The sequence below is a fragment of the Corallococcus exercitus genome (assembly GCF_003611585.1).
Taxonomy (GTDB): Bacteria; Myxococcota; Myxococcia; order Myxococcales; family Myxococcaceae; genus Corallococcus; species Corallococcus exercitus.
On record NZ_RAVW01000008.1, the window covers coordinates 1 to 25,130 of the forward strand.

16 protein-coding genes are annotated in these 25,130 nt (G+C 69.3%); 11 read left to right on the forward strand and 5 right to left on the reverse strand.

Annotated elements, in window-relative coordinates; translation table 11 throughout:
* Positions 1–123 precede the first annotated feature (123 nt).
* Entirely contained in the window at positions 124–1,596 is a 1,473-nt protein-coding gene (locus D7W79_RS01840) for a hypothetical protein (protein WP_120523594.1), read from the reverse strand.
* A 343-nt stretch (positions 1,597–1,939) separates the two neighbouring features.
* On the opposite strand from D7W79_RS01840, the gene D7W79_RS01845 reads away from it, so the two are divergent.
* Together D7W79_RS01845 and D7W79_RS01850 are read left to right on the forward strand one after the other, a co-directional pair.
* Positions 1,940–3,421 (forward strand): hypothetical protein, encoded by a 1,482-nt coding sequence (locus D7W79_RS01845; protein WP_120523595.1) that lies wholly within the window; start codon positions 1,940–1,942, stop codon positions 3,419–3,421.
* Entirely contained in the window at positions 3,418–4,608 is a 1,191-nt protein-coding gene (locus D7W79_RS01850) for an ARPP-2 domain-containing protein (RefSeq protein WP_120523596.1), read from the forward strand. The genes D7W79_RS01845 and D7W79_RS01850 overlap by 4 nt, the downstream gene beginning before the upstream one ends.
* Before the next feature lie 108 nt (positions 4,609–4,716).
* Here D7W79_RS01850 and rph read toward each other — a convergent pair whose 3' ends face one another.
* The 3 genes from rph to D7W79_RS01865 form a co-directional block, all read right to left on the reverse strand.
* Positions 4,717–7,308: a rifamycin-inactivating phosphotransferase gene (gene rph / locus D7W79_RS01855; RefSeq protein ID WP_120523597.1), complete on the reverse strand. Its 2,592-nt coding sequence runs from the start codon at positions 7,306–7,308 to the stop codon at positions 4,717–4,719.
* 151 nt (positions 7,309–7,459) lie between these two features.
* Positions 7,460–7,870 (reverse strand): DoxX family protein, encoded by a 411-nt coding sequence (locus D7W79_RS01860; protein ID WP_120523598.1) that lies wholly within the window; start codon positions 7,868–7,870, stop codon positions 7,460–7,462.
* Between the two features lie 92 nt (positions 7,871–7,962).
* On the reverse strand, positions 7,963–8,793 hold the full coding sequence (locus tag D7W79_RS01865; protein WP_120523599.1) for a hypothetical protein: 831 nt from the start codon (positions 8,791–8,793) through the stop codon (positions 7,963–7,965).
* A gap of 37 nt (positions 8,794–8,830) precedes the next feature.
* Here D7W79_RS01865 and D7W79_RS01870 point away from each other — a divergent pair, with 37 nt between their 5' ends.
* The 4 genes from D7W79_RS01870 (at position 8,831) to D7W79_RS01885 (ending at position 11,442) form a co-directional block, all read left to right on the forward strand.
* Positions 8,831–9,448 (forward strand): glutathione S-transferase family protein, encoded by a 618-nt coding sequence (locus D7W79_RS01870; RefSeq protein ID WP_120523600.1) that lies wholly within the window; start codon positions 8,831–8,833, stop codon positions 9,446–9,448.
* 77 nt (positions 9,449–9,525) lie between these two features.
* Positions 9,526–10,185, forward strand: coding sequence for a MarR family winged helix-turn-helix transcriptional regulator (locus D7W79_RS01875; protein WP_120523601.1), 660 nt, complete (start codon positions 9,526–9,528; stop codon positions 10,183–10,185).
* Positions 10,186–10,279: 94 nt separating this feature from the next.
* A complete protein-coding gene (locus D7W79_RS01880; protein WP_120523602.1) occupies positions 10,280–10,867 on the forward strand; it encodes a protoglobin domain-containing protein in 588 nt (195 codons plus the stop codon).
* Complete coding sequence (locus tag D7W79_RS01885) at positions 10,867–11,442, forward strand: redoxin domain-containing protein (protein ID WP_120523603.1); 576 nt, start codon at positions 10,867–10,869, stop codon at positions 11,440–11,442. Before D7W79_RS01880 ends, D7W79_RS01885 begins: the two co-directional genes overlap by 1 nt.
* 124 nt (positions 11,443–11,566) lie before the next feature.
* Here the strand turns inward: D7W79_RS01885 and D7W79_RS01890 are convergent, their stop codons facing one another.
* Positions 11,567–15,691 (reverse strand): NACHT domain-containing protein, encoded by a 4,125-nt coding sequence (locus D7W79_RS01890; protein ID WP_147441767.1) that lies wholly within the window; start codon positions 15,689–15,691, stop codon positions 11,567–11,569.
* 127 nt (positions 15,692–15,818) lie between these two features.
* Here D7W79_RS01890 and D7W79_RS01895 point away from each other — a divergent pair, with 127 nt between their 5' ends.
* The 5 genes from D7W79_RS01895 to D7W79_RS01915 all read left to right on the forward strand — a co-directional run bounded on the left by D7W79_RS01895 (position 15,819) and on the right by D7W79_RS01915 (position 25,108).
* A complete protein-coding gene (locus D7W79_RS01895; RefSeq protein WP_120523605.1) occupies positions 15,819–16,247 on the forward strand; it encodes a tellurite resistance TerB family protein in 429 nt (142 codons plus the stop codon).
* Between the two features lie 2 nt (positions 16,248–16,249).
* Positions 16,250–17,173 carry an ADP-ribosylglycohydrolase family protein gene (locus D7W79_RS01900; protein WP_208729613.1) on the forward strand — a complete coding sequence of 308 codons (924 nt, stop codon included), beginning with the start codon at positions 16,250–16,252 and terminating at the stop codon, positions 17,171–17,173.
* 34 nt (positions 17,174–17,207) lie between these two features.
* Positions 17,208–18,248: a Gfo/Idh/MocA family protein gene (locus D7W79_RS01905; RefSeq protein ID WP_120523607.1), complete on the forward strand. Its 1,041-nt coding sequence runs from the start codon at positions 17,208–17,210 to the stop codon at positions 18,246–18,248.
* Between the two features lie 167 nt (positions 18,249–18,415).
* Complete coding sequence (locus tag D7W79_RS01910) at positions 18,416–18,820, forward strand: DoxX family protein (protein ID WP_120523608.1); 405 nt, start codon at positions 18,416–18,418, stop codon at positions 18,818–18,820.
* A gap of 192 nt (positions 18,821–19,012) precedes the next feature.
* On the forward strand, positions 19,013–25,108 hold the full coding sequence (locus tag D7W79_RS01915) for an ATP-binding protein (RefSeq protein ID WP_439099167.1): 6,096 nt from the start codon (positions 19,013–19,015) through the stop codon (positions 25,106–25,108).
* Positions 25,109–25,130 lie beyond the last annotated feature (22 nt).

Genomic DNA, 25,130 nt, shown 5'->3' on the forward strand with positions numbered 1-25,130 from the left:
GCACAGCCAGCGTTGATCATGCCTGACGCTGGCTGGCAACCTCCTGATGCCTTCCGAAGCCGGGTCCAATGCCGGTGTTTGATCCACCAGGTTGATTTTCCGGCCTGAGATCAGGGACAGCCCCTAGTGGACGCCCGAGAGCCGCGCGGCCGAGGTGGGTTGCCCCTGCGCCATTCGCTTCGCTGCGTCTGGCAGCCAGAACACCTCCGTGGCCTGGCGTGACAGATAGACATTGAGCACCACCGCGAGGTTCTCCCTCCCGCCCCAATCGAAGACCTCGCGGACCGCGACGCCGACGATGCGAAGGTCGGTCTCGGCCAGTCCGAGGTCCTTCACAGCCATCTGCAACGAGAGCATGTCCGTGTGGACCCGCAGCGCGGTGCCAACGCCAGGAACCTTCGCCGAGAAGACCTCCTTGCCATCCGACCTCATGAGCATCAACAGCGGCTGTGCGAGCCCGAGCAGCGCCTCGTCGAGCGCCTGCAGGTCCGTCGGCTCACGCCGGGCCACGACGGCTTTCAGCAACCGGTGCAGGCGCGGGGCTCGCAGCAGCGGCCCGGGCCGCACCTGGGCCTGGAGCGGCTGGAGCACTTTAGCCAGGTAGTCGCGCTCCCGCGCTTCGAGTTCGAGCAGCCGCGACGCATCTCCCTGGGCCTCGGCCTCGGCCCTCATCGCGTTCACGGTCGCGAGGAAGACGTCCACGTCGCCATTCAATGGGAGGGGGTCATTCGTCAGCGCGATGAGCGCGATGCCTTCGGGGCGGTGAACCTTCAAGCAGAGGGGCAGCCGGGGGTCCAGTGCCCGGACAGGCAGGCCCAGTCCAGCCAGCAACCGCGCCATGACGGCCGCACGCGGCCCGCAGTTGTGCTCGAAGCAGACGAACTGGGTGACGGGCTCCGTGGCGTGCTCCAGCCGGTAGAGGTGGCGCAGCAGCACTTGCAAGCGCGTGGGCTCCGCCATCCAGGTGCTCAGGCTGTGCGTGTTGAATATCCAGAACAGCAGTCGGGGAACGGTCCTGACGTGTGGATTGGCGGGGGCGAAGATCCGAGAGAACGGCTCCCCCGGATGAAGGAGCCGTGCGGGGCGCTGCGCATCCCAGGCCTGTGGCCCGAGCGCGCGCAGCATGTCCTCCAGTTCCTCCACGGGCTTGTCACTTCCATGCCCCAGCGTGGCGACACAGACGCTGTCACCCACAGAGGAGAGGTCGGGCTCCATGTCCTCGGGCACGGGGATCCGCTCGATCCGGTGTCCCGGAGGCACCGTGGAGGGCGGGGCGGTCGTGGCGGGCGGCTCGCCCAGCAACTCCTGCTCCGTCTCCTGCAGCGCGCGAATGTAATCCGGGTGCGAAGTGTCCAACAGGAAGCGGAAGGTCTGGCGTGCACCGCACTTGCCGCAGTGCATCTCATGCACTTCGAGCTTGAGGTGCAATGCCGCCTCCGACCCCGGCTTCGTCGAACGCTCCAGCGACTGCCAGACCCCACCACAACGGCAGGGGTGCGAGCGAATGTATGCGTACTCCTGGTCGATGGAGGTGACGGGAATGGGTTCGGGTTCGGCGGAGGGACGCTTGCCAAACCACCGGCTCAAGAAGCTCATCACGCTCTCCTTCGAAGCATGGAAAGGACCTCGGACGAGACGCTACCAAGGCATTGGCAAACGCATCACGTTACGCATCGCATCCATTCTCACAGTGAACGCACCACGCGCCTGCTTCTGGCAGGGCTCCTGGACCGCTTGAGCGCTCTGGACCGAGGCCCGCGGCGAGGTCGAATAGCCCCCGCGTGTCAGTCCGTGCCCGGCCGCCGCGTCATGCTACGGTGAGGGGTGCCGCTCGCGGGACTGTGATGCGATTTCCGAAACGAGCCTTTGGAGCTTGACTAGCTGATCGTGTCCGCCTTCCCCGAGCGGCGCTGCCTCTTCAGGAAGGGTGAATCCCCGGATGGACATCGCCGGAGCACGTGCCGAGCAGGTCGCCCGTGAGGACCTGGTCATGTTCGTCAACGCGTGCTTCTCGTGCACCGGACAGCGCGAGTTCTACAACGACGGGCGCGGGCAGGCGGTGTCCATCGAGTTCCTGCACGCCTACATCCTCGGGAACTACCGCCGCCTCTACACGCGCACGCTGGCCGCGGGCATCAACCACTTCAACCAGGCGCAGATCATCCTCAACCTGCTGGCGAGCGGAAAGCAGACCCCGTCCGCGGACCGGCACGAGGAAGGCGCGCTCATCGCGGCGGCGCTCCGGGCCCTGCCGCCCCAGCGGGCCTACCGGGTGCTGGACGTGCTGCGCGAGCGGCGCATCAACAACCGCCGCTCCCGCGCCATCGTGCGCGAGTTCCTGAAGGGGCGCGCGGACCTGCACTTCGACGCGGTGAAGTACCGCTCCAAGCTGCGCGCCGCCGTGGCGCACGGCCACCTCAAGCTTCCCGGGGAGCTCAACCCCTTCCTCTTCCACGGCTGGCGCAAGCGCGTGTTCCAGGCCCCCCTGCTGGAGACGTTCCGCAAGGCCCACTACGACGCCTCCGCCCTCTTCGAGCTGCCCTACACCGTCGCCGAGGGGCTCGCCGCGAAGCACCAGCTGTCCCGGGATGTCTTCCTGAAGAAGATCGAGCCGCGCCTCACCGCCGGCGAGCGGCTGCGCTTGCAGAGCTCGGCCACGCGCGCCCAAGGGGCCATCGCCCTCGACCTGGGGCGCACGCCGCTCACCCGGCTGGCGCTCTACGTGCTCTCCCTCCCGCTGGAGGTGCGACGGGAGCGGCTGGCGGAGCTGAACACGGCGCTCGAGCGGGCGGCGGTGAACAGTCTGCGGCGGGCCTCGGTGCCCCTGGGCCGGGTGGCCGCCGTGCTGGACAACAGCTACTCCGCCTCGGGCTCGAGCGAGAAGCGCCGCCGGCCCCTCGGGATGGCGCTCGCGGCGCACTACCTGCTGGCCGCCACGGCGCGCGAATACCGCGCGTTCTGGATGCACCCTCCCGAGCATCCCCTGCTCTCGCGCGCCCGAGGACAGACGGACCTCGCCACCCCGCTGCTGGACGCGCTGGACTGGATGCCCGAGCTGGTGGTCGTCGTGTCGGATGGCTACGACAACGATCCGCCCAACGCCGTGGCCGAGGTCACCCGCCTGTTTCGCACGAAGCTGGACCCCGCCCGCCGCACCACCATCATCCACGCCAACCCCGTGTTCGCCTCGGAGCTGTACGCGCCCCGGGGCATCGGGACGCACGTGCCCACCGTGGGCGTGCGGGACGCGGAGGACCTGCCCACGGTGCTCGGCTTCGCGCGCTTCGCCGAGGGGGCCTCTCCCCTGGCGGAGCTCGAGGACTACCTGGCGGCGCGCGTGCGGCGGATGCTTGAGCACACGCCTGGCAGCCGCTCCGGGACCGAGTCACCGGAAGAGTCGCTCGACGAGGAGGTGGCATGAAGGAGGGCGGCAAGAGCGTGGTGCGGCGGCTGCCGCTCACGGGGCTGCGGCTCGCGCCCTCGCAGGTCTGGGGGAGCATCCGCCTGGTGCCCGTGCTGCGCGATGACATCCCCGGAGACCTGCGCATCACCCGCAGGAGCTACGACGAGGACGTGGGCGTCGTGTCGCTCCAGGGTGGGCTGATGGAGCCCGGACTCCACTACACGTCCTACGTCCCCCATGGCCTGGTGGTGGACTGGGACGACAAGGGCGCGGCGGTGACGCCCGAGACCCGGCTGCGCAAGCCCGAGGGCAAGGAGGGCAAGAGCCTCAAGCACGGGCCCTTCTCCTCGACGCGGGTGCTGCACCGCATGGTGCACCGCGAGGACAAGAACCGGCTGCGGCTGCTGCCCATGCACCTGACGATGGAGGGCTTCCTCGCGCTGTACTTCGGCGGGCCGGAGGTGGCGTGGAGCGAGTACTCCCAGGAGGCCCTCTCCCAGGGGCTCAACCCCCGGGGCGAGTGGGCTTACTCGGGCTGGGCCAGCGCGGCCTTCGCGGAGGCGCTGCGCATCTTCGAGCTGCACGAGCGCCAGGTGGGCATGCTCATCTTCCAGGCGGACGCGCTGCTCTCCTGCGCCATCGTCTCGCACCCCGACGACTACCGCGCCCTGCACCGGGCCCTGCTCGAGGACTTCTACGGGGACCTGCTCGTGCAGTACGGCTTCCTGGGAGACGCGCCCGTGCTGGGGCTGGGCGTGGAGGATGCGCGGGTGAACTCGATGAAGGACCTGCGGACCGCCATCGAGCGCATGCGCGCGGACTGGGCGGACTTCATGGGCTTCATGGCGGAGGGCGTCATCGGCGCCGAGGTGGTCACCTCCCCCGTCTACGAGGCCGGTCCCTTCCACCTCCAGCGCTTCATCACGGGCCTGTCGCCTTCGGAGGAGAACCACATGGGCGAGGCCATCCTGCGCGGCGACGGCACGGTCGAGTACCTCAAGACCTACCGGCTCTCGGCGGCGCAGACGCGCCGGGCCTACCTGCTCAAGCAGCTCGCGCAGGGGGGCTGGAGCCTGGAGCGCACCGCCGAGCAGCTCAAGACGACCCGGGACGAGCTCATCGTCCGACTGCGCAACGCGGGCTTCGGCTACCTGCTCAAGGAGCACGTGCTCAAGGCGGCCGAGACCCGGCTCGCGCGGCGCTGAGCGCTACGCCCCGGGCAGCTCCTCCCGGGGCGTGAACGCGGACCCGGCGCCTCGGGCTTCCCAGTCCACTCGCCGTGTCCTCTCCATCATCCGCCCCTTCGCACCTGCCTACAGGAGCTCGACGTAGCCGTCCGTTCCATGCACGCGGATCCGCTGTCCATCCCGGATCCGCCGGGTGGCGTGCTCCACTCCCACGACGGCCGGCAGGCCGTACTCCCGCGCTATCACCGAGCCGTGGCTCATCAGGCCTCCGACCTCCGTCACCAGTCCCTTGACCGAGACGAACACAGGCGTCCAGCTGGGGTCCGTGTAGGCGGTGACCAGGATGTCGCCCGGCTCGGGATGGGCCTCCGCCATGTCCAGGATGACGCGGGCTCGCCCCTCGATGGTTCCGGCGGAGACCGCCAGGCCCACCAGCGCTCCAGCGGGCAGGTTGTCGCGCCGGTACGCGCCGGTGATGACCTCGCCATCCGACGTGAGCACCCGGGGCGGCGTGAGCGCTTGATATGACCTGAACGTGTCCTTGCGCTGGCGGATGAGCTGCGCATCCACCTGGTTCGTGCGCACGACGTCCTGGAGCTCCTGGAACGTGAGGTAGAAGATGTCTTCCTTCTCCTGCACCACGCGAGCCCGCACCAGGCGCTCGGCTTCCTTCATCAAGGCCTGCTTGTAGACGAAGTAGCGGTTGATCTTTCCGTACTTCGGATACTCCCGATAGCCAACGAAGGTCCGGACCCGGTCGATCATCCGCTTCGTCTCCTCGGCCTTCCCTGCCCCGTCGGGCAAGGCCCGCAGGCGCTCCAGCACGTCCTGCTCCTTCTTCCAGGCCTCCTGCCGCCCCTGCTCGAAGCGCCGCTTGCTGGCGCCCGGCTCGAAGTTCTGGATGTTGCCGAGGATGAGGGGCACGAGCGTGGTGGGGCGTTCGCTCCAACGCGGCCTCGTGATGTCGATCTCGCCGACGCAGCGCATGCCGTACCTGTCGAGATAGGCCTGGATGGCGTCCCTCGCTTCCCGCCCGCCAGCCAGCCCGGGCAGTTCGTCCAGGAAGCCGTCGTCCTTCACGCCCCGCAGAAAGGCCACCACCTCCGGATACGGTCGGATGACGTCCGCGACGTCCAGGAGCGCCAGCCCCATCTCCGACGTGATGTTGTTTGGGACGGACTGCGTGAGCGTGTCGGCCGCGTTCTTCTCACCCAGCCACGCTTGCAGCTGGTCGTTGAGCCACCAGGTGGCCTCCATCCCCGCCATGATCACCTGGAAGCTTCGCGGCTCGAACAAGAGCCGCTTCAGCTCCTGGAGGTCCGCCAGGATGAAGTCGAGCAGCGCCGTTCCGGACTTCGTCTGGATGTCGCGCTTCAAGACGGCGAGGGAGGCCTCGCTGCGGCGGATCAGCTCGTCGACGATGGCCGGGTCGGTTTCGAGCGGGGCCGGGGCGCCGCCAGCTGGCGCCGCGCGAGGCCCTTCGTCCGGGAGTGGCCGGATGAAGTCGCTGCGTCCGATGACGGTTCGAAGCGCGTCCCCGGTCAGCGGGTCGGACTTCCCCGCGAGCCCCAGGAGGCCCGCGCGGCCCGCTGGCGTCGCCAGGTTCTGGGTGACGTCGACGAACAGCCTCCCGCCGGCCTCGTACATCGGCCGCATGGCCGTCAGCTGGAACAGGGAGAGCCCCAGCGGCTTCAAGGCGTCGGTCATCATCTGCTGATGGCCGACGGAGAGATAGACGTGGGTCTCCGGGTCGCCAGCCACGGGGATGGGGAACAGCGTGGTGATGGGCCGGCTCTGGACGAAGTGGAAGTCATCGTCGACCAGGCACCATTCGATGTCCTGGGGGCAGCCGAAGTGCGCTTCCATCCGCCGCCCCAGCTGCACGAGCCGCACGACCTGCGCATCCGTCAGCGCGGGCTGTTGCTGCCGCTCCGGCTCGATGGCCTGTTCCCGCGTTCCGCCCGCTGACGAGGCGAGGATGGCGAGCTGTTTGGTGCCGACCGCCTTGTCGATGACCGCGCCGTCCCGCACCTTGTAGACGTCCGCGTTCACCCGGCCGGAGACCAGCGCCTCGCCGAGGCCGAAGCTGGCCTCCACGGAGGCGATCTTCCGGTGCGAGGTGATGGGGTCGGCCGTGAACAGGATTCCGGCCGCCTGCGGGAAGACCATCCGCTGCACGACCACCGCCATGCGGACCTTCCGGTGGTCGAAGCCGTTCCGCAGCCGGTAGAGCACGGCCCGCTCGGTGAAGAGCGAGGCCCAGCACCGGCTGACGTGCTGGAGGATCGCCGCCGGTCCCACGACGTTCAGGTACGTGTCCTGCTGGCCCGCGAAGGAGGCTGTCGGCAGATCCTCCGCCGTCGCGCTCGACCGGACGGCGTAGGCGGCTTGTTCGCCGAGCTGGACGAGCTGGCGGGTGATCTCCGCCGCCAGAGCGTCAGGCATGGAAGCCCCTTCAAGGGTCCGGCGGAGTTCGGCGCTGAGCGCGCGGAGCTGCTCCCGGTCGTCCTGCTTCAGGCGCGACAGCTGTTCAAGCTGAGCATCGATCGCCGGCGCTTCCGCGAGGACCCGCTGGAAGGCTTCCGTCGTCACGCAAAAGCCAGCCGGTACGCGGATGCCGTCCATCCGCGAAAGCTCCCCCAGATGCGCACCCTTGCCGCCAACGAGCGCGACCTGCGTCTGGCCTATCTCCTGGAGCCCCAACACGTAGCAACCCATACGCGTACCTCCCTCTCGCGAAAGGGCGGCACTGTACTCCTCACCGAGGAGCAGGCGATGGTGATTGGAATTTCAGGAATCATCGCCGGGAATTCGCCGGAGATTGGTACAATGCCTTTCAACGACGGCCGGATGTCCGTGGACCCGCCGCCTACCGCCACGCCTTCCTGCCGCCGGTGGACCACAGCGCCCAGCCCATCAGCACGGGCTGGAAGAACAGCCGGACCAGCCGCTTGGTGTCCGTATCGAGGCCGAACGCGGAGAGGTGCTTCGCGTACTGATGCAGGTTGCCGGGAAAGACCGCCGCGAAGAAGACCGCCAGTCCCAGCCCGACGAGGGCCCGGTGCCGCTTGTTGAAGAGCAGGGTCAGCCCGAGCCCTATCTCCACGACTCCGGAGAGCAGGACCACGGTGTCCTTATCCATCGGGACCCAGTCAGGAACCTGCGCCTGGAAGGGCCCTCGCGCGAAGGAGAGATGCCCCGTGCCGGCCGCGACCATGAACGAGCCCAACAGCCCGCGCCCCACGTCCTGCAAGGGGGTGGTCCTGGTTTCTTGCAGCACGTGTCGCCTCCCGCTCCAGTCCAGCCTCCCTGGAAGATGAAGAGGCCACGCGGAGGGTGCAAAGGCGGGGTCGAGCCTGCCTGGCTGCTGTCTCAGCCCTCCCACGCGGAGAGGCGCGTGAAGTCCCCGGCGGTGTAGCGGCCCGTCTCCAAGCCGTTGGTCACCCACGCGCCCTGGAGCCCCAGGGCTTCGTGCATGCCGCGATACGCCTGCACGTCGGTGAGGCTGGGGGCCACCCCGCCGCCCACGTCGTTCACGGTCTCCGGCGTGGTCCACTGCCGGTCTCCCGGCACGCGGTCGAACATGAAGTTGTGGTTGTGCGCGTGCGCGACGAGCACGAAGCCACGAGCGACGTCCGCGGCCACGCGCTCCGTCACCTCGGACCGGAGCTTCGCGCCCACGCGGTCCGCGCCGGAGAAGTAGACGTGCAGCCGTCCCTGGCCGCGCAGGACGTACGCGCTGAACTCGGTGGGGTGCTCCAGCATCGGGAAGCGCCAGGCCTGCCGCTGGAAGAGCCTCCACTCCAGACAGGAAGCCGGGCCCACCGTACCGGCGCCACCTTCGAGGACGCGCGTGCTGTTCTCCGCCTCGCGTCGCAGGGGCAGCGCCAGGGCCGTGAACAGCTCGCGTGAACGCTCCAGCAGCGCACGCATCTCCACCCCGCCAGCTCCGAGCCGGGCCACCAGCGCCTCCCGGTAGCGCTGTCGCTCCGCGTCCTCGGGCGCGGGGGCCCACCACTCCGGACCGTCAGGCAGGTCGAAGCGTTCATGCAGCTCGCCGGGGATGGGGGCCTCGGTCAGCGAGATGACTTCGGCGGGGCTCGAAGGCAGCTCACACGTCGCGACGGACAGGCCCGCCTTCGCCGCGGAGCCCCCTTCCGGCTGAGGTGTCCGGCAGGCAGTGCTTCCCAGCAGAAGAGTCATCAGCGCGAGGGCTCTCATGGGAATAGACTAGCCGCCCATGATCAAGCTCCACCAGTTCCACGCCTCTGGGAATTGCTACAAGGTCCGTCTGCTGCTGCATCAGCTCGAGATTCCGTTCGAGACGCGGGAGGTGAATCTCTCCGCGGGAGAGACGCGCACGCCGGAGTTCAAGGCGATGAACCCCATTGCCCGGACCCCCACCGTGGAGCTGGAGCCCGGGGTCTTCCTCGCCGAGTCCAACGCCATCCTCTGGTACTTCGCCGAGGGCACACCCTTCATCCCTACCGACCGGCTGGAGCGGGCGCGGATGCTCCAGTGGATGTTCTTCGAGCAGTACAGCCACGAGCCCTACGTCGCCGTGGCCCGGGCGTGGATCGCCTTCTTCGGCATCCCCGCCGGCAAGGAGAAGGAGCTGGAGGAGCGCATCCAGAAGGGCTACGCCGCGCTCGACGTCATGGAGGGGGAGCTGCGCAAGCGGCCCTTCTTCGCGGGCGAGCACTACAGCCTCGCGGACATCTCGCTGTACGCGTACACGCACGTGGCGGAGGAGGGCCGCTTTGATTTGAGCCGCTACCCCGCCATCCGCGCCTGGTTCGAGCGGGTGCAGGCCCAGCCGCGCCACCTGCGCCTCACCGACGTCATCCAGGCGCCGTAGGCCCCGCGGCCATTGGGAAGGCGGCCCGGGGCTCAGGCAGGCTTGACTAGTTAGGAGTCCTAACTTAGATCTTGGCCATGACTGGGAAGCTACCGGGGTACTTCGACGCGAACAGCGAGTCGCTGTCCGCGCGCATCGCGACCGGGCTGCACAAGCTCGGGCTCGCGATGAAGCAGCAGTCGTGGCAGCAGGCGAACGGGGCGGGCCTGTCCGCCACGCAGGGGCAGATCCTCGCCGCGCTGGTCGCGCATGGGCCCCTCTCCGGTACGGAGCTGAGCGAGCGCCTCGGCGTGACGCTTCCCACCATCAGCGATTCGGTCCGCGTCCTCGTCGAGAAGGCGCTCGTGACCAGGTCCCCGGATCCGCGACACCCGCGCGCCAGCCTCCTGACGCCCACGGCGACGGGCGCCGCGCTCGGTGCCCGCGCGCGTTCGTGGCCCGAGTTCATGGCGGACGCGGTCGCGGACCTCTCCCCGGAGGAGCAGCGCGCGTTCTTCTCCGGCATCGTGAAGATGATCCGGATGCTTCAGGAGCAGGGGCTCGTTCCGGTCACCGGCATGTGCGTGACCTGTACGCACTTCCGCCCGAACGTGCGCCCAGGCGCGTCGCCGCATCACTGTGCCTTCGTGGACGCGCCGATCTCCAGTGATCAACTGCGGCTCGACTGCCCGGAACACGAGCGCGCGCCGGAGTCGGCGCGGCGAGAGGTCTGGGAGCAGTTCCTGCGTCGCGACTGACGCCACTTCGCTTCAAGCACGAGTGAACACGGATTCCGCGGCCATTCCGGCCGACGGCGACAGCGGAGCTTTGCTCCACGAAGGAGAAGCAGCGATGAACCCCATCCCCGGCTACACCCATGGCACCCCGTCCGTTTCGCGCTCGCCGGTGTCCCTCACCGACTTCGAACAGATGAAGGCCAGCGTCCTGTTCGGCGAAGAGGACGTGAAGTTCCTCCGCATGTCGCACGACATCGTGAAGGGACGCGTCGAGGCCATCCTCGACGTCTGGTACGGGTTCGTCGGGAGCCAGCCGCACCTGCTCGCCTCGTTCAGTGGAAAGACAGACGGCAAGCCCCTGGGTGACTACCTCACCCCGGTCCGCAAGCGCTTCGGCCAGTGGATCCTCGACACGTCGAGTGCCCGGTACGACCAGGCCTGGCTCGACTACCAGCACGAGATCGGCCTGCGCCACCACCGGGTGAAGAAGAACAAGACCGACGGAGCGCCCTCGACGGACGTCGTGCCGTTCCGGAACCTGTTCGCGCTCATCTTCCCGGTCACCTTCACCCTGCGCCCCTTCCTGGCCGAGCAGGGCCATTCCGCGGAGGACGTCGAGAAGATGTACGCGGCGTGGGTGAAGTCCTGCCTGTTGCAGGTGACGCTCTGGGCCCACCCGTACGTCAAGGACGGGGACTTCTGATGACGCCGCGCCTCGCGCCCGCGTGGCGGACGACCACCTGGCTCAACACGCCGGAGCCGCTCACCCTGGAGCGGCTTCGCGGCAAGGTCATCCTCCTCCACGCCTTCCAGATGCTCTGCCCCGGCTGCGTCGCCCGGGGCATCCCGCAGGCACAGCGCGTCGCGGAGCTCTTCGCGGGCGCGCCGCTCGCCGTGGTCGGGCTGCACACGGTCTTCGAGCACCACGAGGCCATGAAGCTCGAGTCGCTTCGGGCGTTCCTCCACGAATACCGGGTGAAGTTCCCGGTGGGCGTGGACGCACCGGGCGAAGGCGGCGATCCCATCCCGCGGACCATGAGCGCGTACGCCATGCGGGGAACGCCGACGACGGTCCTCATTGACGCGCAGGGACGTCTTCGCCGGCAGCTCTTCGGTGTTCACGACGACCTGCTGCTGGGCGCTGAGTTGCAGACCCTGCTGCTCGAGGCCCAGGCGGGCCCGGTGTCCGGTGTGCAGCGACCTGCCCCCCAGGTGCTTCCCGCCGCTGCCTGCGACGACAGTCGCTGCGCCGCGCCTTTGGATTCCGTGCCGGACTGAAGCATGTAGGAGTGCTGGCAGCAATCAGCCCTTGGGCTGCCAGACACGGCATCTTGAAGGCTCTCAAGCTGGGCTTCGTTCCCCTTCCTCCCTCAGGGAGGTCTACGACATCACCTGGAAAGCGTCAGTCTAGGTCGTCGGACTCGAACAAGATCTGGTGGAACAGGTCCTCGAAGCTGATGCTGTCCTCAGAGTCTACTCCCCGCTGGAGCCAGCGGGGCGGAGCTCCTTGAATCAATCGACGGTGGACGTTCTCAAGAAGCAGTTTTCGCTGCGAGTGCTCCGGGTACCTCGTGAAGCAACGGGCAAGCTCGAAGACCGCCCGGGCAGACAGTGCCTCGTCCTTGAGGAGCGTCATGAGCCGCTGGATCCAGGCCTCGGGATTGGCACGCTGCAGGATCAACAGGACCGACCGGCTCAGTGAATAACCATCCCATTGCTCCGGCCAGTGCTCGGCGGTTCTCTGAGACAGCTGCCGTGCTTGCTCTGAAGGACTGCTCTCCACCAGGACCGAGGCGGCTACATACCGGGGCCAGGAATACCAAGTGACGATTCGCTCCAGCGACGGTCGCAGCCGCTTCTGGAGCCCGGCGTGCTGGGCCCAATTGATGCACGTGGCGATGTATGAGGGCTCCACTGCGTGGTCTTCTTCCTGCAACGTTTCGAACCGCTGAACGAGGATCTCCGCCAACTCCGGTGGGCGCGGCTTCGCGTAATAGACGAGCAGCACGTGGGTCAGCTGTTGCACGCTCCCCTCACGGGCCAGTTGGAGGAGCTTGTCCTCCATTTGCGCATGCCCTTCCCAGGCAGGTCTCAGCGCGCCCAGCACACTGGCCATGACCCCGCTCCACAAGGTGGTGCGTTTCCCGTTCGCATCGACGCTCCCCACCTCGAACTCAGTCCACGTCTCGAGGGCCTTTTGAATGGCGACGGGCCTGACGTTCGGGTGCTGAAGGGCCGCAGGCCAGAGGAAGAGCCGATGGTAGGCCATCTTCAACCAGTGGGTAACATCCAGCCACTCCGCGAAGACCCGTGCGGCTTCTTCATCTCCGGAGCCGACGAGCTGAGAAAGAGCGTTCCCAGGAAACAGCTGCCGGTCACGTTCCTCATGGCTGCGCGCCCAGAGTTCCAGCAGGGCCTTCCGCAAGGAAGGGTGGCGCAACGCCGCCTCGCCTAGAAGGAACTCGGACGCCTGAGTCAAGGTTCCCCGCTCCTTGGACTCAAGCCAAGCCACGGCTGCCTCGGGGAAATCCCAAGCCTCCTCGCAGACCCATTGCGCGCGGCGCGGGCCCGCCAGGAACTCCCGGCTCAACGTCAAGCCGAGTCGCCTGCCCACCAACTCAGGGGACACGATCCGTGAGAGCTGCCGCGAGGTCGCTGCTGACAGCGGAGCCTCTTTGCTCCCATAGGCCATTCGCGGCTCACCCTTGGGGGCCTCAATCTCCTGCGGACGAGAGTGCCGTTCGGCATTCCAATCAGGCCAATGAAGCTCAAGGGCGGCCCGGCCTTCGTCAGTGGCCGCGAGTTCATTTAACACTTCCCGATAGACCCATCCTCCCTGAGCCATCAGCTTGAACGCAGTCACAAGGACTGCCGGAAGCACTTCGCCCGGCTTGAGCGCCAACGCTGCCGCTCCTCCCTGGAGCTGGCCCCCATGCGCAGCCAAGTAGGCGATGTCTGGAAGCCTCGCCGCGAAGTCGTCGTCGCGCTTCGCCTGACGCAAGGCAAGTCCCGCCTGATAGGCCGGAACCCGCGCGAAGTGGGGCCGGGTCCCATCAAGCAGTTGCTCGCTGAGGGCCCCGCGCACAAGTGGTTCATCGACCTTAGCCGTGAGCTTTCCAATCGCGACGCAGCGAACCTCGGGATCTTTCTGCGATAGCAACCGCAGCCAGAAGGAGGGAGCGGTCTCCATCTGGGCTGCGTACCAATCCGCGAGGCGGCCTTCGGCCCGGAGACGAGGCAGCAGCTTCGCGAGCAGGGCTTTGCCTGGGGGACCATCCTGCCGAAGGAGCTCGCGGCTGACATTGGCGAACACCCCCGCGCGCCAGGAGGACGTTTCCAGGGTGAGCTCTTCGCACAGCGCTTCCGCGACAGGTTCCGCCAGGACAGCACCCTCTGCTCCCAGATCCAGGGTCGCGTAGGCCGAGACCAAGAGCAAGCGTAGCTGGGGATGGGGGGCCTTCGAGTCGGTTAGGAGGGACCGGATGAACTCGATGGCCCATGCCCTCCCTTTTTTTTCGGCCCCGAGGCCGATGGCATGTCTGACCGGCTCAAGCCCCCATCGCCGGTGAGCAGCTTTTCGCATCGCTTCGTCGCCTTCCTGCAGGAGCGCCGCGCCCGCCAAGTGCTCCGCGAGGCCCTTAAAGACGAACCGATAAGTTTGATCTGGCTGCCAGACCAGAAGCCCGAAGTGGAGATGGGCGGCGTCGATCCATTCCAGGACCGCATCAGCGGCATCCCGTCCAAGGAACTGGCGGAGGTCGCTCCGGGAGACGAATTCCCGCTCCGAACGGAGGCTCTTCAGTGCCATGCGCTGGAAAGACCGGGCCATCATGCTCCACTTCATGGGCGCATCGCGGCCGTCGACACTCCGCTGGCGCGCCCAGTCGTGGAACAGCTTCTCGGCTATGCCCTGGAAGAGCGACGACCGACTGCGCAGCGCTTCAGGTTCCTCCCGGGCGAGCATCAGGGCAAAGGTTGCCGTCAGCGGCTGGGTGAGCATGGGCGCCAGGGCCTCCCATCGGTGTTCGAGGTCCAGGGCTTCGATCGCGTGTGGATCCACCTCGCGCCATCGACTGAGAAACGCCTGCACCTGGGCCCGGCTCCAGGGGACGACCTGAAGTCTGTTGAAACCGGGCGGAGGCTGGACGTAACCCGCCAGAGGGCGTCCGGCGAGCACCATCGCTCGGGTCGACGCCTTGCCGTCCAGTTGATAGAGCTGGCCCTGCACGGCGGATGCAGAGCGTTGCCCGACCTCGTCCAGGCCGTCCACCAAGTAGATGAAGCCTGCGGAATGCGACTCGAGCACCCGTGCATCGAGCGCTGGGAACATCCGCTGCACGGCCGTGGCAAGGTCCTCCGCGAGCAACCGGGCATCAATCTTTACAGGGATGGGCGCGCCCGCGTCGCTCCGTGCCCGCTCCGCCAGGACAAAGGCCAAGTGCTCTAGGAGCGTGCTCTTTCCGGTGCCGACCTCGCCCTCCACGAGGAAGCGAGGGCAATCCACCAGACGCGCGTCCGCCGTCAGCGACTCCACGAGCTGGACGTCGTGCACGCGTGCGGAGATGCCATCGGAGAGAGGGCTGTCCTCCACGTTCTCGCCAGGAAGGACTTCCCCCATGGGTTCCGAATTGCGAAGGGCCTCGGGAAGGAAGTGTCCTCCCAGGGCCCCATGAAGCGCGGGCATCGCGAATACGCCGGCGAGCTTCGGCCCGCCAGAGTCCGCGCCTCCACGCCCTGAAAGCCGGCGAAGCGTCAGCTGCCGCTGGTAGTTGTCGACGACGGCTTGCAGGTAGGCAGCGCGCGCCGTTGCAAGGGAAGGCGTTCCCGAAACGAGACGCCGGGGCTCATCCTTCAGGACCTGCGCTTGCAAGAGTTCGTAGGTGATGGCGATGGCGCCGTCCGCAGACTTCGCGAAGAACGCCATGAGCTTCGAGTGGACGGCGTCAGGGTTCTCGAAGTGTGTCTGGAGGAAGGCCTTCGCGACCCGCTCCATATCCTGCTCGCGGCCTAGCGAACGCACGTCGAGGCGCCGGATGAAGGCCAGGACCTCTCGTTCAGTGCCGCCCGTCAGCTTCTGGAGGATCTGGAGCCACTTGCGCTCCCGCTGGCTCAGCTCTAGTTCGTCGTCGGGGTTCAGGCCGGGCTTCAAGAGTCGGTTGCCCAGTTCCGCGAGGACTCCGAGTTGGCCCATTTTCCGCACTTCCACCAAGTGGTACAGGGCCAGGCGTCCCTCGAGTGCAGGGTGGACGAACAACTCCTGCACAAGCTTCTTGAAGTCCGTGTCCTTCAGGAGCTCGAATTGGCGTTTGATCTGCCAGACGATCCGACGGGGCACTCCCGTCTCCCCCGGGTGTTCCTCCGTGAGGTCGTCCCAAGGCGCGTTACTGGAGTCCTCCAACCGCAGTACCCAGCCGCCTCCCCCTCCCCTTCCGGAGAGCTGGTCCTGAATGAGCTCCGCCGTGCGCATCGTGGCGACGTGACATCCATACTGATCCCGCGTTAGGAGCTGTGCCTTCTTCCGGCTCATGGAGAGGACCATACTCCTCTCCACGCGCTGCCCTTCTTCCCCCATGTCCGGACGAAATCCGTTTTCGCTCCGCGCGGGCGCCCATTAACCTGGGTTCCCCAGCAGCCCTGTCCCACCTGGAGACGACATGTCGCGCGAATATCCCGAGGAGCAGCTCCTGGCGTTCGTCCAGGCCATGGCCAACGTGGCGGCGAGCGATGGCCGCGTCACCGAGGACGAGCGTCAGCAGCTCGATGACGTGGTGAGGGGCATGGGGCTGTCGCCCCGTGACGAGCAGGTCGCCGCGATCATCGAAGCGGAGTTCCAGAAGCCCGGCAACCTCACGGACATCGTCCGGAAGATTGAAGTCCGGGAGCTGCGTGTCTCCCTGCTGCGCATGCTCGTCGAGGTGGCGTGCGCCGACGGGGAGATCGCGAACGAGGAGCGCAAGGCCGTGAAGGATGCCGCCAGCGCTTTCGGTTTCGACGTGTCCGCCGCCGACGAGCTCATCGGCTGGACGCTCGACTCCATCAAGCTGGAGCAGCGCGAGCAGCAGATCATGTCGAAGCTGCTCTGAGCGTGAGCGCTCCCCCACGCAAGCCGATGGACGCCGCGGCGCGGATGGCTCGCGCCCTCGTCTCGCTGGACGGCGTGTCCGTCGGTGATGCCTTTGGCGAGCGGTTCTTCGGCCCGCACGAGCGCGTGCAGCCCTGGGTGGAGCAGCGGCTGCTGCCCCGCTCGCCATGGACATACACCGACGATACGGAGATGACGCTGTCCCTGGTCCAGGTGCTGGAGGACCACGGCCACGTCCACCAGGACGCGCTCGCGGACCTCCTCGCGAAGCGCTACCGCCGCGACAAGAACCGCGGCTATGGCGCCACCGCGCACGACATCCTGTGGAAGCTGGGGCTCGGGCTGCCCTGGCGTGAAGTGTCCGCGGAGGTCTTCGAGGGCCAGGGCTCCATGGGCAACGGCGCGGCCATGCGCGTGGCGCCCCTGGGGGCGTACTTCGCGGGAGACCTGACCCGGGTGGTGGCGGAAGCGCGCGCGTCCGCGGAGGTGACCCACCTGCACCCGGAGGGACAGGCGGGCGCCATCGCCATCGCGGTCGCCGCCGCGTGGGCCTGCCAGTGGCAGCAAGCCCGCGGCTCCGCGATGGAGCTCTTCGACACGGTGCTGGACTGCACGCCCTCCGGAGCCACGCGTCAGGGATTGGAGAAGGCCCGGGCCTGGCCGCTGGAGGCCAGTCCCTCCTCCGCGGCGCGCACGCTGGGCAGCGGGCAGAAGGTCATCTCCGAGGACACCGTGCCCTTCGCCGTGTGGTGCGCGGCAAGACACCTCGGCTCCTTCGAGGAGGCCCTCTGGTGCACCGTGGCCGGCTTCGGAGACCGGGACACCACCTGCGCCATCGTGGGGGGAATCGTCGCCCTCAGCGCGGGGCACTCCTCCATTCCCGCGTCCTGGCTTTCCGCCCGGGAGCCGCTGCGCCGACGGGTGTGACGGGGACCCGAGCCTGACGGCTAGATTCAGCGCCGTGAGCTCCTTCCCGACCGCCCTCCCCGCCGTCGAAGCCATCCCCTTGCGCGGAGGTCCCGTACTGCGCTGGGGCGTGCTCGCGCCCGGCCGGATCGCGGGGGGCTTCGTCTGGGCGCTGCATCAACACACCGACCAGCGCGTCCACGCGGTCGCCTCGCGCGACCCCGAGCGCGCCTCACGCTTCGCCTCGCAATACGGCATCTCGCGCGTCCACGGGTCCTACGAACAGCTCGTCGCCGACCCTGACGTCGACATCGTCTACGTGGCGTCTCCCCACAGCGAGCACAAGCGCCAGGCCCTGCTCGCCATCTCCGCCGGCAAGCACGTCCTCGTGGAGAAGCCGCTCGCGCTCAGCGCCGCCGAGGCCCGCGACATCGCCCGGGCCGCTCGCGCCGCGGGCGTCTTCGCCATGGAGGCCCTGTGGTCTCGCTTCCTCCCCCAGACGCTGCTCATCGAACGGCTCCTGCGCGACGGGGTGCTGGGGGACATCCGGCTCGTCACCGCGGACTTCGGGGGCCGCTTCGACTTCGACCCCGAAGGCCGCGTCTTCAACCCCGCGCTCGGCGGGGGCGCCCTGCTCGACATCGGCATCTATCCCATCTGGCTCGCGCACTTCGCGCTGGGCCCGCCCCCGCACGTGCACGCCATGGGCTCCCTCACCCAGACCGGGGTGGATGGGCAGGCAGCGCTCGTCCTCACCTACCCACGGGGTGCCCAGGCACTGCTGCACACCACCCTCTTCGCGGAGACGCCCCAGGAGGCCGTCATCGCGGGGACACACGCGCGACTCCAGCTCGACTCACGCTTCTTCACGCCCGGCGGCTTCACGCTGAAGGCGGCGCGGTCGGATCAGCGGCTGCGCTGGACCGACCCCTCCGGCCTCCACGGCAGCGAGGGTCTGGCCTGGCAGGCCGTGGCGGTCGCACGTCACATCGCGGAGGGACACAGGGAGTCCCCGCTGCATCCGCTCGAGCGCAGCATCGCCCTGCTCGAAATCATCGACATCGCGCGGAACCAGCTGCTGGCCGCCAACTCCTGACGCATGTGCCTCCAGGTCATGGGCAGCCCGGCGCGGCCAGCCGTGGCCCAAGGCATCTGTTCACGTACTGACGCCGGGCATCCCCATCACCGGGCACGCGCCCCGGGTGCGCTTGCCCCGGGCGGGGCCGCCGTACACTGCGCGCGTCTTTACGCTCGGAGGACGTCATGGGTTTCCTGCGGCCCCACGCTGAACGCATCTACGCGCTGCTCCGGATCGCGACCGGACTGATGTTCATGCAGCACGGTCTGCAGAAGCTCTTCGGCCTGTTCGGCGGTGTGCCCCCGGGGGCGCCGCCGTTCGTCGTCTACGGCGCGGGAACCATCGAGTTCCTGGGCGGCGCACTCGTCGCGCTCGGGCTGTTCGCCGGCCCCGCGGCGTTCATCGCCAGCGGCACGATGGCGGTCGCCTTCTTCCTGGGGCACGTGGCGTCCCACGGGGGCAACGTCATCCCCCTCGTGAACCAGGGCGAGCTCGCGGCGCTCTACTGCTTCGTGTTCCTCTACATCGCCACGCGCGGCTCGGGCATCTGGAGCGTTGACGCCGCGCGCCGGGGAACCCCGCGCACCTAGGCGCTGGAGCGGTGCCCGCCGTGTCCCCGGCGGAGACGCTGGACGCCCGCTCGCCCTGATGGAGGGCACGCGAGCAGCCGCCGTCAGCGAGGGCTTCCGGACGGTCGCCTTCCGGAACCTGCGTCGAGGGGACAACCTTCGTTTCACACGCTCCGCTCGGCCCATTTTCGCGTGTGCTAACGAACGCTCTCGATGAGCTCCTCGACCCGCACGAGCGCGACGGCCCCCAGCGACCCCGAGACGTCGGAAGTGCACCGCCGCGAAGCAGTGGCGGTGCTCGAAGGCGGAGGCGAGATGGGCGCGCTCATGCGCTCCATCGACTGGACGCGGACCCCCGTGGGAGCGCCCGGGACGTGGCCCCAGTCCCTGCGCACGGCGGTGAGCATCCTGCTGGAGTCGCGCTTCCCCATGTACATCGCGTGGGGGCCCCAGTTGGTCCAGTTCTACAACGACGGCTACCGGCCGGTGCTGGGCGCGACGAAGCACCCGGCCGCCATGGGCCACAGCGCGCAGAGCACGTTCGCGGAGAGCTGGCACATCATCGGCCCGATGTTCGAGGGCGTGAGACAGGGCACGGCGGTCGGCTCCGTGGACTGGATGCTGCCGCTGGACCGCAACGGCTACCTCGAGGAGTGCTACTTCACCTACTCCTACAGCCCCATCCGGGATGAGTCCGGCGGCGTCGGGGGCGTGCTGGTCACCCTCACGGAGACCACCGGCCGGGTGCTGGGCGAGCGGCGGCTGCGGACGCTGCGGGACCTGGCGGCACGGGTGGGCGCGGTGAAGCGCGAACAGGACGCCTGGCGTGAAGCGGCGGCCGCGCTGGAGACCAACGGCTTCGACATCCCCTTCGCCCTGCTGTACCGCCAGGGCGACGCGGGCCCGGGCCTGGAGCTGGTGGCGATGACGGGCTGGGGGCAGGACACCGCCACGCCCGCCGCGCTCTTCGGCACGGACGCGGCCAGCGCCGCGTGGCCCTTCGCGGAGGCGACCGAAGCCCAGGGGCCGAGGTTCGTCCCGGACGTGCAGGCGCGCTTCGGGCCGCTGCCCGGCGGGAGGTGGCCGGAGTCTCCCCGCACGGCGTGGCTCTTCCCCATCACGCGGGCCGGCGCCGAGCACCCCTATGGCTTCCTCGTGGCGGGCGTGAGCGCGAGGCGCGCCCCGGACGACGACTACCGCGGGTTCCTGGGGCTGGTGGCGGACCACATCGCCACGGCGCTCGGCAACGCCCGCGCCTACGAGGAGGAGAAGAAGCGGGCGGAGGCCCTGGCGGAGCTGGACCGCGCGAAGACGGCCTTCTTCAGCAACGTGAGCCACGAGTTCCGCACGCCGCTGACCCTGATGCTGGGCCCCATCGAGGACGGGCTCGCGGATGCGCGGCAGCCCCTGCCTCCGGCGCAGCGCGAGCGCCAGGAGCTGGTGCGCCGCAACGGCCTGCGCCTGCAGAAGCTGGTCAACACGCTGCTCGACTTCGCGCGCCTGGAGGCGGGGCGCGCCCGGGTGTCCTTCGTCCCCACGGACCTCTCCGCGCTCACCGTGGACCTCGCGAGCAACTTCGACTCCGCGGCGACCGCCGCCGGGCTCACGCTGCGCGTGGACTGTCCGGCGCTTCCAGAGCCCGTCTACGTGGACCCCTCCCTGTGGGAGAAGGTTGTCCTCAACCTCCTCTCCAACGCCTTCAAGTTCACCTTCACGGGGGAGATCCGCCTCGCGCTGAAGTGGCTCGGCGAGCAGGTGGAGCTCACCGTCCAGGACACGGGCATTGGCATCCCGGAGGAGGAGCTGCCCCGCGTCTTCGAGCGCTTCCACCGCGTGGAGGGCGCCCGGGGGCGCAGCCACGAGGGCACCGGCATCGGCCTGGCGCTGGTGCAGGAGCTGGTGCACCTGCACGGCGGACGCGTGACGGTGACCAGCACGCTCGGCCAGGGGAGCACCTTCCACGTCCTGCTGCCCACAGGCTCCGCGCACCTGCCCCAGAAGCCGGGCGCGAAGGAGCCGGCGCTCCCGTCCACCGGCATCGGCCCCGGTGCGTTCCTCGCGGAGCTCTCCCAGTGGAGCGGGCCCGAGCCCGTCGCGCCGCGGTCCACCGCCCACGCGGACACCCGCATCCTGGTGGTGGACGACAACGCGGACATGCGCGTCTACCTCACCCGGCTGCTGGAGCCCCGGTGGAGCGTGGAGGCGGTGAACGAGGGAGGGGCCGCGCTCGCCGCCGCGCTCGCCCGGCCGCCCGACCTCATCCTCTCCGACGTGATGATGCCGGGGGTGAATGGCCTGCAGCTGGTCCAGGCCCTGCGCACCGACGAGCGCACGCGCGCCATCCCCATCATCCTGCTGTCCGCGCGCGCGGGCGAGGAGGCCACCATCGCGGGGCTCGACAGCGGCGCGGACGACTACCTGGTCAAGCCCTTCTCCGCGAACGAGCTCATCGCCCGCGTCAACGCCCAGCTCACGGTCGCGCGGCTGCGTCAGGAGGCACTGCTCGCGGAGCGCGCGCACGTGGCGGAGGCCGAGCGGCTGCTGGAGGAGTCCCGCCGCGCCACGCGCCTGCGCGAGGAGACGCTCGCCGTCGTCAGCCATGACCTGCGCTCGCCCCTGACCGCCATCCGCGCCGCCACGGAGCTGCTCCAGCGGCTGCCGCCCGAATCCGAGGCGACCGCGCGCGCGCGCAAGCAGGCCGACGCCATCCGCCGCTCCGTGGACCGGATGAACCGGCTCATCGAGGACCTGCTCGACCTGGCGAGCATCGACACGGGCACGCTCGCCATCGAAGTCCGCCCGCAGCCGGTGGAGGCGCTGCTGCGCGATGCCCGGGAGCTCTTCGAGCCCCAGGCGGCGCAGAAGGGCCTGGGCCTCGTCGTGGAGCAGGAGCCCGGGCTCACCCTGTGGTGCGACCGGGAGCGCCTCCTCCAGGCGCTCGGGAACCTGCTGTCCAACGCGCTGAAGTTCACCCCCGCCGGGGGCAGCCTCCTGCTGCGGGTGGGGAGCGAGCCCGGCACGGACGACCTGCGCTTCACCGTGGCGGACACCGGCCCGGGCATCCCCGCCAGCGTGCAGCCGCACCTCTTCGACCGCTACTGGCACGCGTCGCAGCGGCGGCGCGACGGTCATGGCCTGGGTCTCTCCATCACGAAGGGCATCGTGGAGAGCCACGGCGGACACGTCTGGGTGGAGAGCGAGCAGGGCCGGGGCACCGCCTTCCACATCACCCTTCCGCGCGAACAGCGGCCCCGGGCCGCCGCAGCACCGGCCCCGCGCGCTCCCGCCCCGGAGTCCACGCCGTCCGCGCGACCGGCCTCGGAGGAGCCCTTCCTCCAGCAGGGCGGCGACATGGGCGCCATGATGCGGGCCCACGACTGGTCCACCAACTCGCTGGGCACGCCCGAGCAGTGGCCCCAGTCCCTGCGCACGTCCGTCAGCACGATGCTGCGCTCGCCCTACCCCATCATCCTCTTCTGGGGTCCCGAGCTGCGGATGCTCTACAACGACCCGTTCCGGCCCATCCTGGGCGCGAAGCATCCCCAGACGCTGGGCGCGCGCGGCAGCGAGGCGCTGGTCGAGGAGTGGGGACAGCTGGGCCCGTTGATCCAGCGCGCCCAGGACACGGGTGAGCCCATCTACATCGTGGACGGGAACGTCAACTTCGCACGCCGCCCCGGCGGCCTGCGGGAGGAGTCCTACTTCACCTGGTCCTACAACCCGACCATCGGCGAGTCGGGAGAGATCGTCGGCATGTTCGCCATCGCGAGCGAGACGACGCGGCAGGTGGTGGGGGACCGCCGGCTGGCCATCCTCCGGGAGCTGTCCATCCGCACGGCGCTGGACAAGACGGTCGAGGGCATCTTCCGCTCGCTGGAGGCCGTCCTCGCGCAGGCGGCGCACGACGTGCCCTTCGCGCTGCTCTACCGGGTGAAGGCGGATCAGGCGCGCCTGGTCAGCTGCGCGGGCCTGGAGCGCGGGACGGCCGCCGCGCCCGTGACGCTGGCGGCGGGCGACACGCCGTCCTGGCCCCTGGCGAGCGTCACGGGGACGCGGCAGGAGGTCCTGCTGGAGGACCTGGCCCAGCGCTTCGGCCCCCTTCCCGGCGGCCCCTGGCCCGAGCCCACGACGCGCGCGCTCCTCCTCCCGGTGCCCATGGGCGCGGACACCGACACCCTGGCGGTGCTGGTGGCGGGCCTGAGCCCGCTGCGCGCGCTGGACGACGAGTACCGGGGCTTCCTGCAACTGCTGGCGCGGCAGCTGGCCGCCAGCATCTCCAGCGCCCGCGCCTACGAAGAGGAGAAGCAGCGGGCGGAGGAGCTGGCCCGGCTGGACGCGGCGAAGACGGCGTTCTTCAGCAATGTCAGCCACGAGTTCCGCACGCCGCTCACGCTCATCCTCGGGCCCGTCGAGGACGCGCTGACGAAGACGCCAAAGGCGCTGGAGGGAGAGCCGCTGGAGCTGGTGCGCCGCAACGCCCTGCGGCTCTTCAAGATGGTCAACACGCTGCTGGACTTCTCCCGCATGGAGGCGGGACGGGCCCAGGCCCGCTACGCGCCCGTGGACCTGGCCGCCTTCACCACGAGCCTCGCGAGCGCCTTCCAGTCCGCGGTGGAGAGCGCGGGCCTGCGGCTGGAGGTGGACTGCCCGCCCCTGCCCGAGCCCGTCTACGTGGACCCGGAGATGTGGGAGAAGGTTGTCCTCAACCTGCTCTCCAACGCGGTGAAGTACACGTACCACGGGGAGATCCGCGTGAGCCTGCGGTGGGAGGACGCGCAGGCCGTCCTGCGCGTCCAGGACACGGGGGTGGGCATCCCCGAGCAGGAACTCCCGCGCGTCTTCGAGCGCTTCTACCGCGTCCGCGTCACCCAGGGCCGCAGCCACGAGGGGACGGGCATTGGCCTGGCGCTGGTGCAGGAGCTGGTGAAGCTGCACGGGGGCGGCGTCGGAGTGACGAGCCAGCTGGGCCAGGGCACCACCTTCACCGTGCGGCTGCCCCGGGGGACGGCCCACCTGCCCCCGGAGCGCGTCGAGCGCACCCTGCGGCCCGGCCCGGTGCCCACGGGCGCCGCCCTCTTCGTCGAGGAGGCGCGCCGCTGGGCCACGGACGGCATCGCCCCGGACGCCCTCGGCGACGACCTCACGCCCGAGCCCCTTTCGCCGGAAGCCCCTCCGGAACTCGCGCGCTCCCGCATCCTGCTCGTGGACGACAACGCGGACCTGCGCGCCTACGTCACGGGGTTGCTCAAGCACGGCTTCCCGCACGTGGAGACCGCCCGGAACGGGCAGGAGGCGCTGGAGCAGGCGCGCGTCCGGCCGCCGGACCTCATCCTCTCCGACGTGATGATGCCGGTGCTGGACGGATTCGGCCTGGTGCGCGCGCTGCGCGCCGACGAGCGCACGCGCGCCATCCCCATCATCCTGCTGTCCGCGCGCGCGGGCGACGAGGCCACGGTGGAGGGCCTGAAGAGCGGCGCGGATGACTACCTGGTCAAGCCCTTCTCCGCGCGCGAGCTGCTGGTGCGGGTGCGCACCCAGCTGGACATGGCCCGCGTGCGCCGGGAGGTGGCCCGCAACGAGGTGGAGAAGGATTCGCTGCGCGAGTCCCTGCGGACGCGGGACGAGTTCCTCCGGCTGGTCAGCCACGAGCTGCGCACGCCCGTGAGCGCCCTGTCGCTCAACGTCCAGTCCCTGGTGCGGAGCCTGGACGTCCCGGACGCGGACGTGACGCCGGAGGCCACCCGGGGCAAGGCGCGGACGACGGAGAAGCACCTCCAGCGCCTGGCGCGCCTGGTGGAGCAGCTGGTCGACGTGTCGGAGTTCGTCACCGGACCGCTGGACCTCTCACGCGAGGAGGTGGACCTGGCGCGGCTCGCGGCCAGCGTCGTGGCGCGGTCGCGGGAGAGGGCCCTTCGCGCGGACTGCGTCCTCACCCTGGAGGCGCCCCTGCCGGTGGTGGGGCGCTTCGACCGCGCGAGGCTGGAGCAGCTGCTGGACAGCCTCGTGGACAACGCCCTCAAGTTCGGGACGGGCAGGCCCGTGGAGGTCCGCGTGGCGCGCGCGGCGGGCCGGGTGAGCCTGGCGGTCCGGGACCATGGCGACGGGGTCGGCCAGGAGGACCAGGAGCGCGTCTTCGGGCGCTTCGAGCGCGCGGTCCCCGCGAACCACCACGGCGGCTTCGGGGTGGGCCTGTGGATGGCCCGCCACATCGCGGAGGCCCACGGGGGCAGCATCCACCTGGAACGCACGGAGGGCGGCGGCGCCACCTTCACCACGGTGCTGCCGCTGGACGTGCCCCCGGAAGGCTGACCTCCGGTCGCTGGAGCACGGC

Excerpts from the sequence above, each read along its gene's own strand:
- D7W79_RS01840 (WP_120523594.1), bottom strand. The coding sequence starts at position 1,596 with ATGAGCTTCTTGAGCCGGTGGTTTGGCAAGCGTCCCTCCGCCGAACCC.
- D7W79_RS01845 (WP_120523595.1), top strand. The coding sequence starts at position 1,940 with ATGGACATCGCCGGAGCACGTGCCGAGCAGGTCGCCCGTGAGGACCTG.
- D7W79_RS01850 (WP_120523596.1), top strand. The coding sequence starts at position 3,418 with ATGAAGGAGGGCGGCAAGAGCGTGGTGCGGCGGCTGCCGCTCACGGGG.
- rph (WP_120523597.1), bottom strand. The coding sequence starts at position 7,308 with ATGGGTTGCTACGTGTTGGGGCTCCAGGAGATAGGCCAGACGCAGGTC.
- D7W79_RS01865 (WP_120523599.1), bottom strand. The coding sequence starts at position 8,793 with ATGACTCTTCTGCTGGGAAGCACTGCCTGCCGGACACCTCAGCCGGAA.
- D7W79_RS01870 (WP_120523600.1), top strand. The coding sequence starts at position 8,831 with ATGATCAAGCTCCACCAGTTCCACGCCTCTGGGAATTGCTACAAGGTC.
- D7W79_RS01875 (WP_120523601.1), top strand. The coding sequence starts at position 9,526 with ATGACTGGGAAGCTACCGGGGTACTTCGACGCGAACAGCGAGTCGCTG.
- D7W79_RS01880 (WP_120523602.1), top strand. The coding sequence starts at position 10,280 with ATGAACCCCATCCCCGGCTACACCCATGGCACCCCGTCCGTTTCGCGC.
- D7W79_RS01885 (WP_120523603.1), top strand. The coding sequence starts at position 10,867 with ATGACGCCGCGCCTCGCGCCCGCGTGGCGGACGACCACCTGGCTCAAC.
- D7W79_RS01890 (WP_147441767.1), bottom strand. The coding sequence starts at position 15,691 with ATGAGCCGGAAGAAGGCACAGCTCCTAACGCGGGATCAGTATGGATGT.
- D7W79_RS01895 (WP_120523605.1), top strand. The coding sequence starts at position 15,819 with ATGTCGCGCGAATATCCCGAGGAGCAGCTCCTGGCGTTCGTCCAGGCC.
- D7W79_RS01910 (WP_120523608.1), top strand. The coding sequence starts at position 18,416 with ATGGGTTTCCTGCGGCCCCACGCTGAACGCATCTACGCGCTGCTCCGG.
- D7W79_RS01915 (WP_439099167.1), top strand. The coding sequence starts at position 19,013 with ATGAGCTCCTCGACCCGCACGAGCGCGACGGCCCCCAGCGACCCCGAG.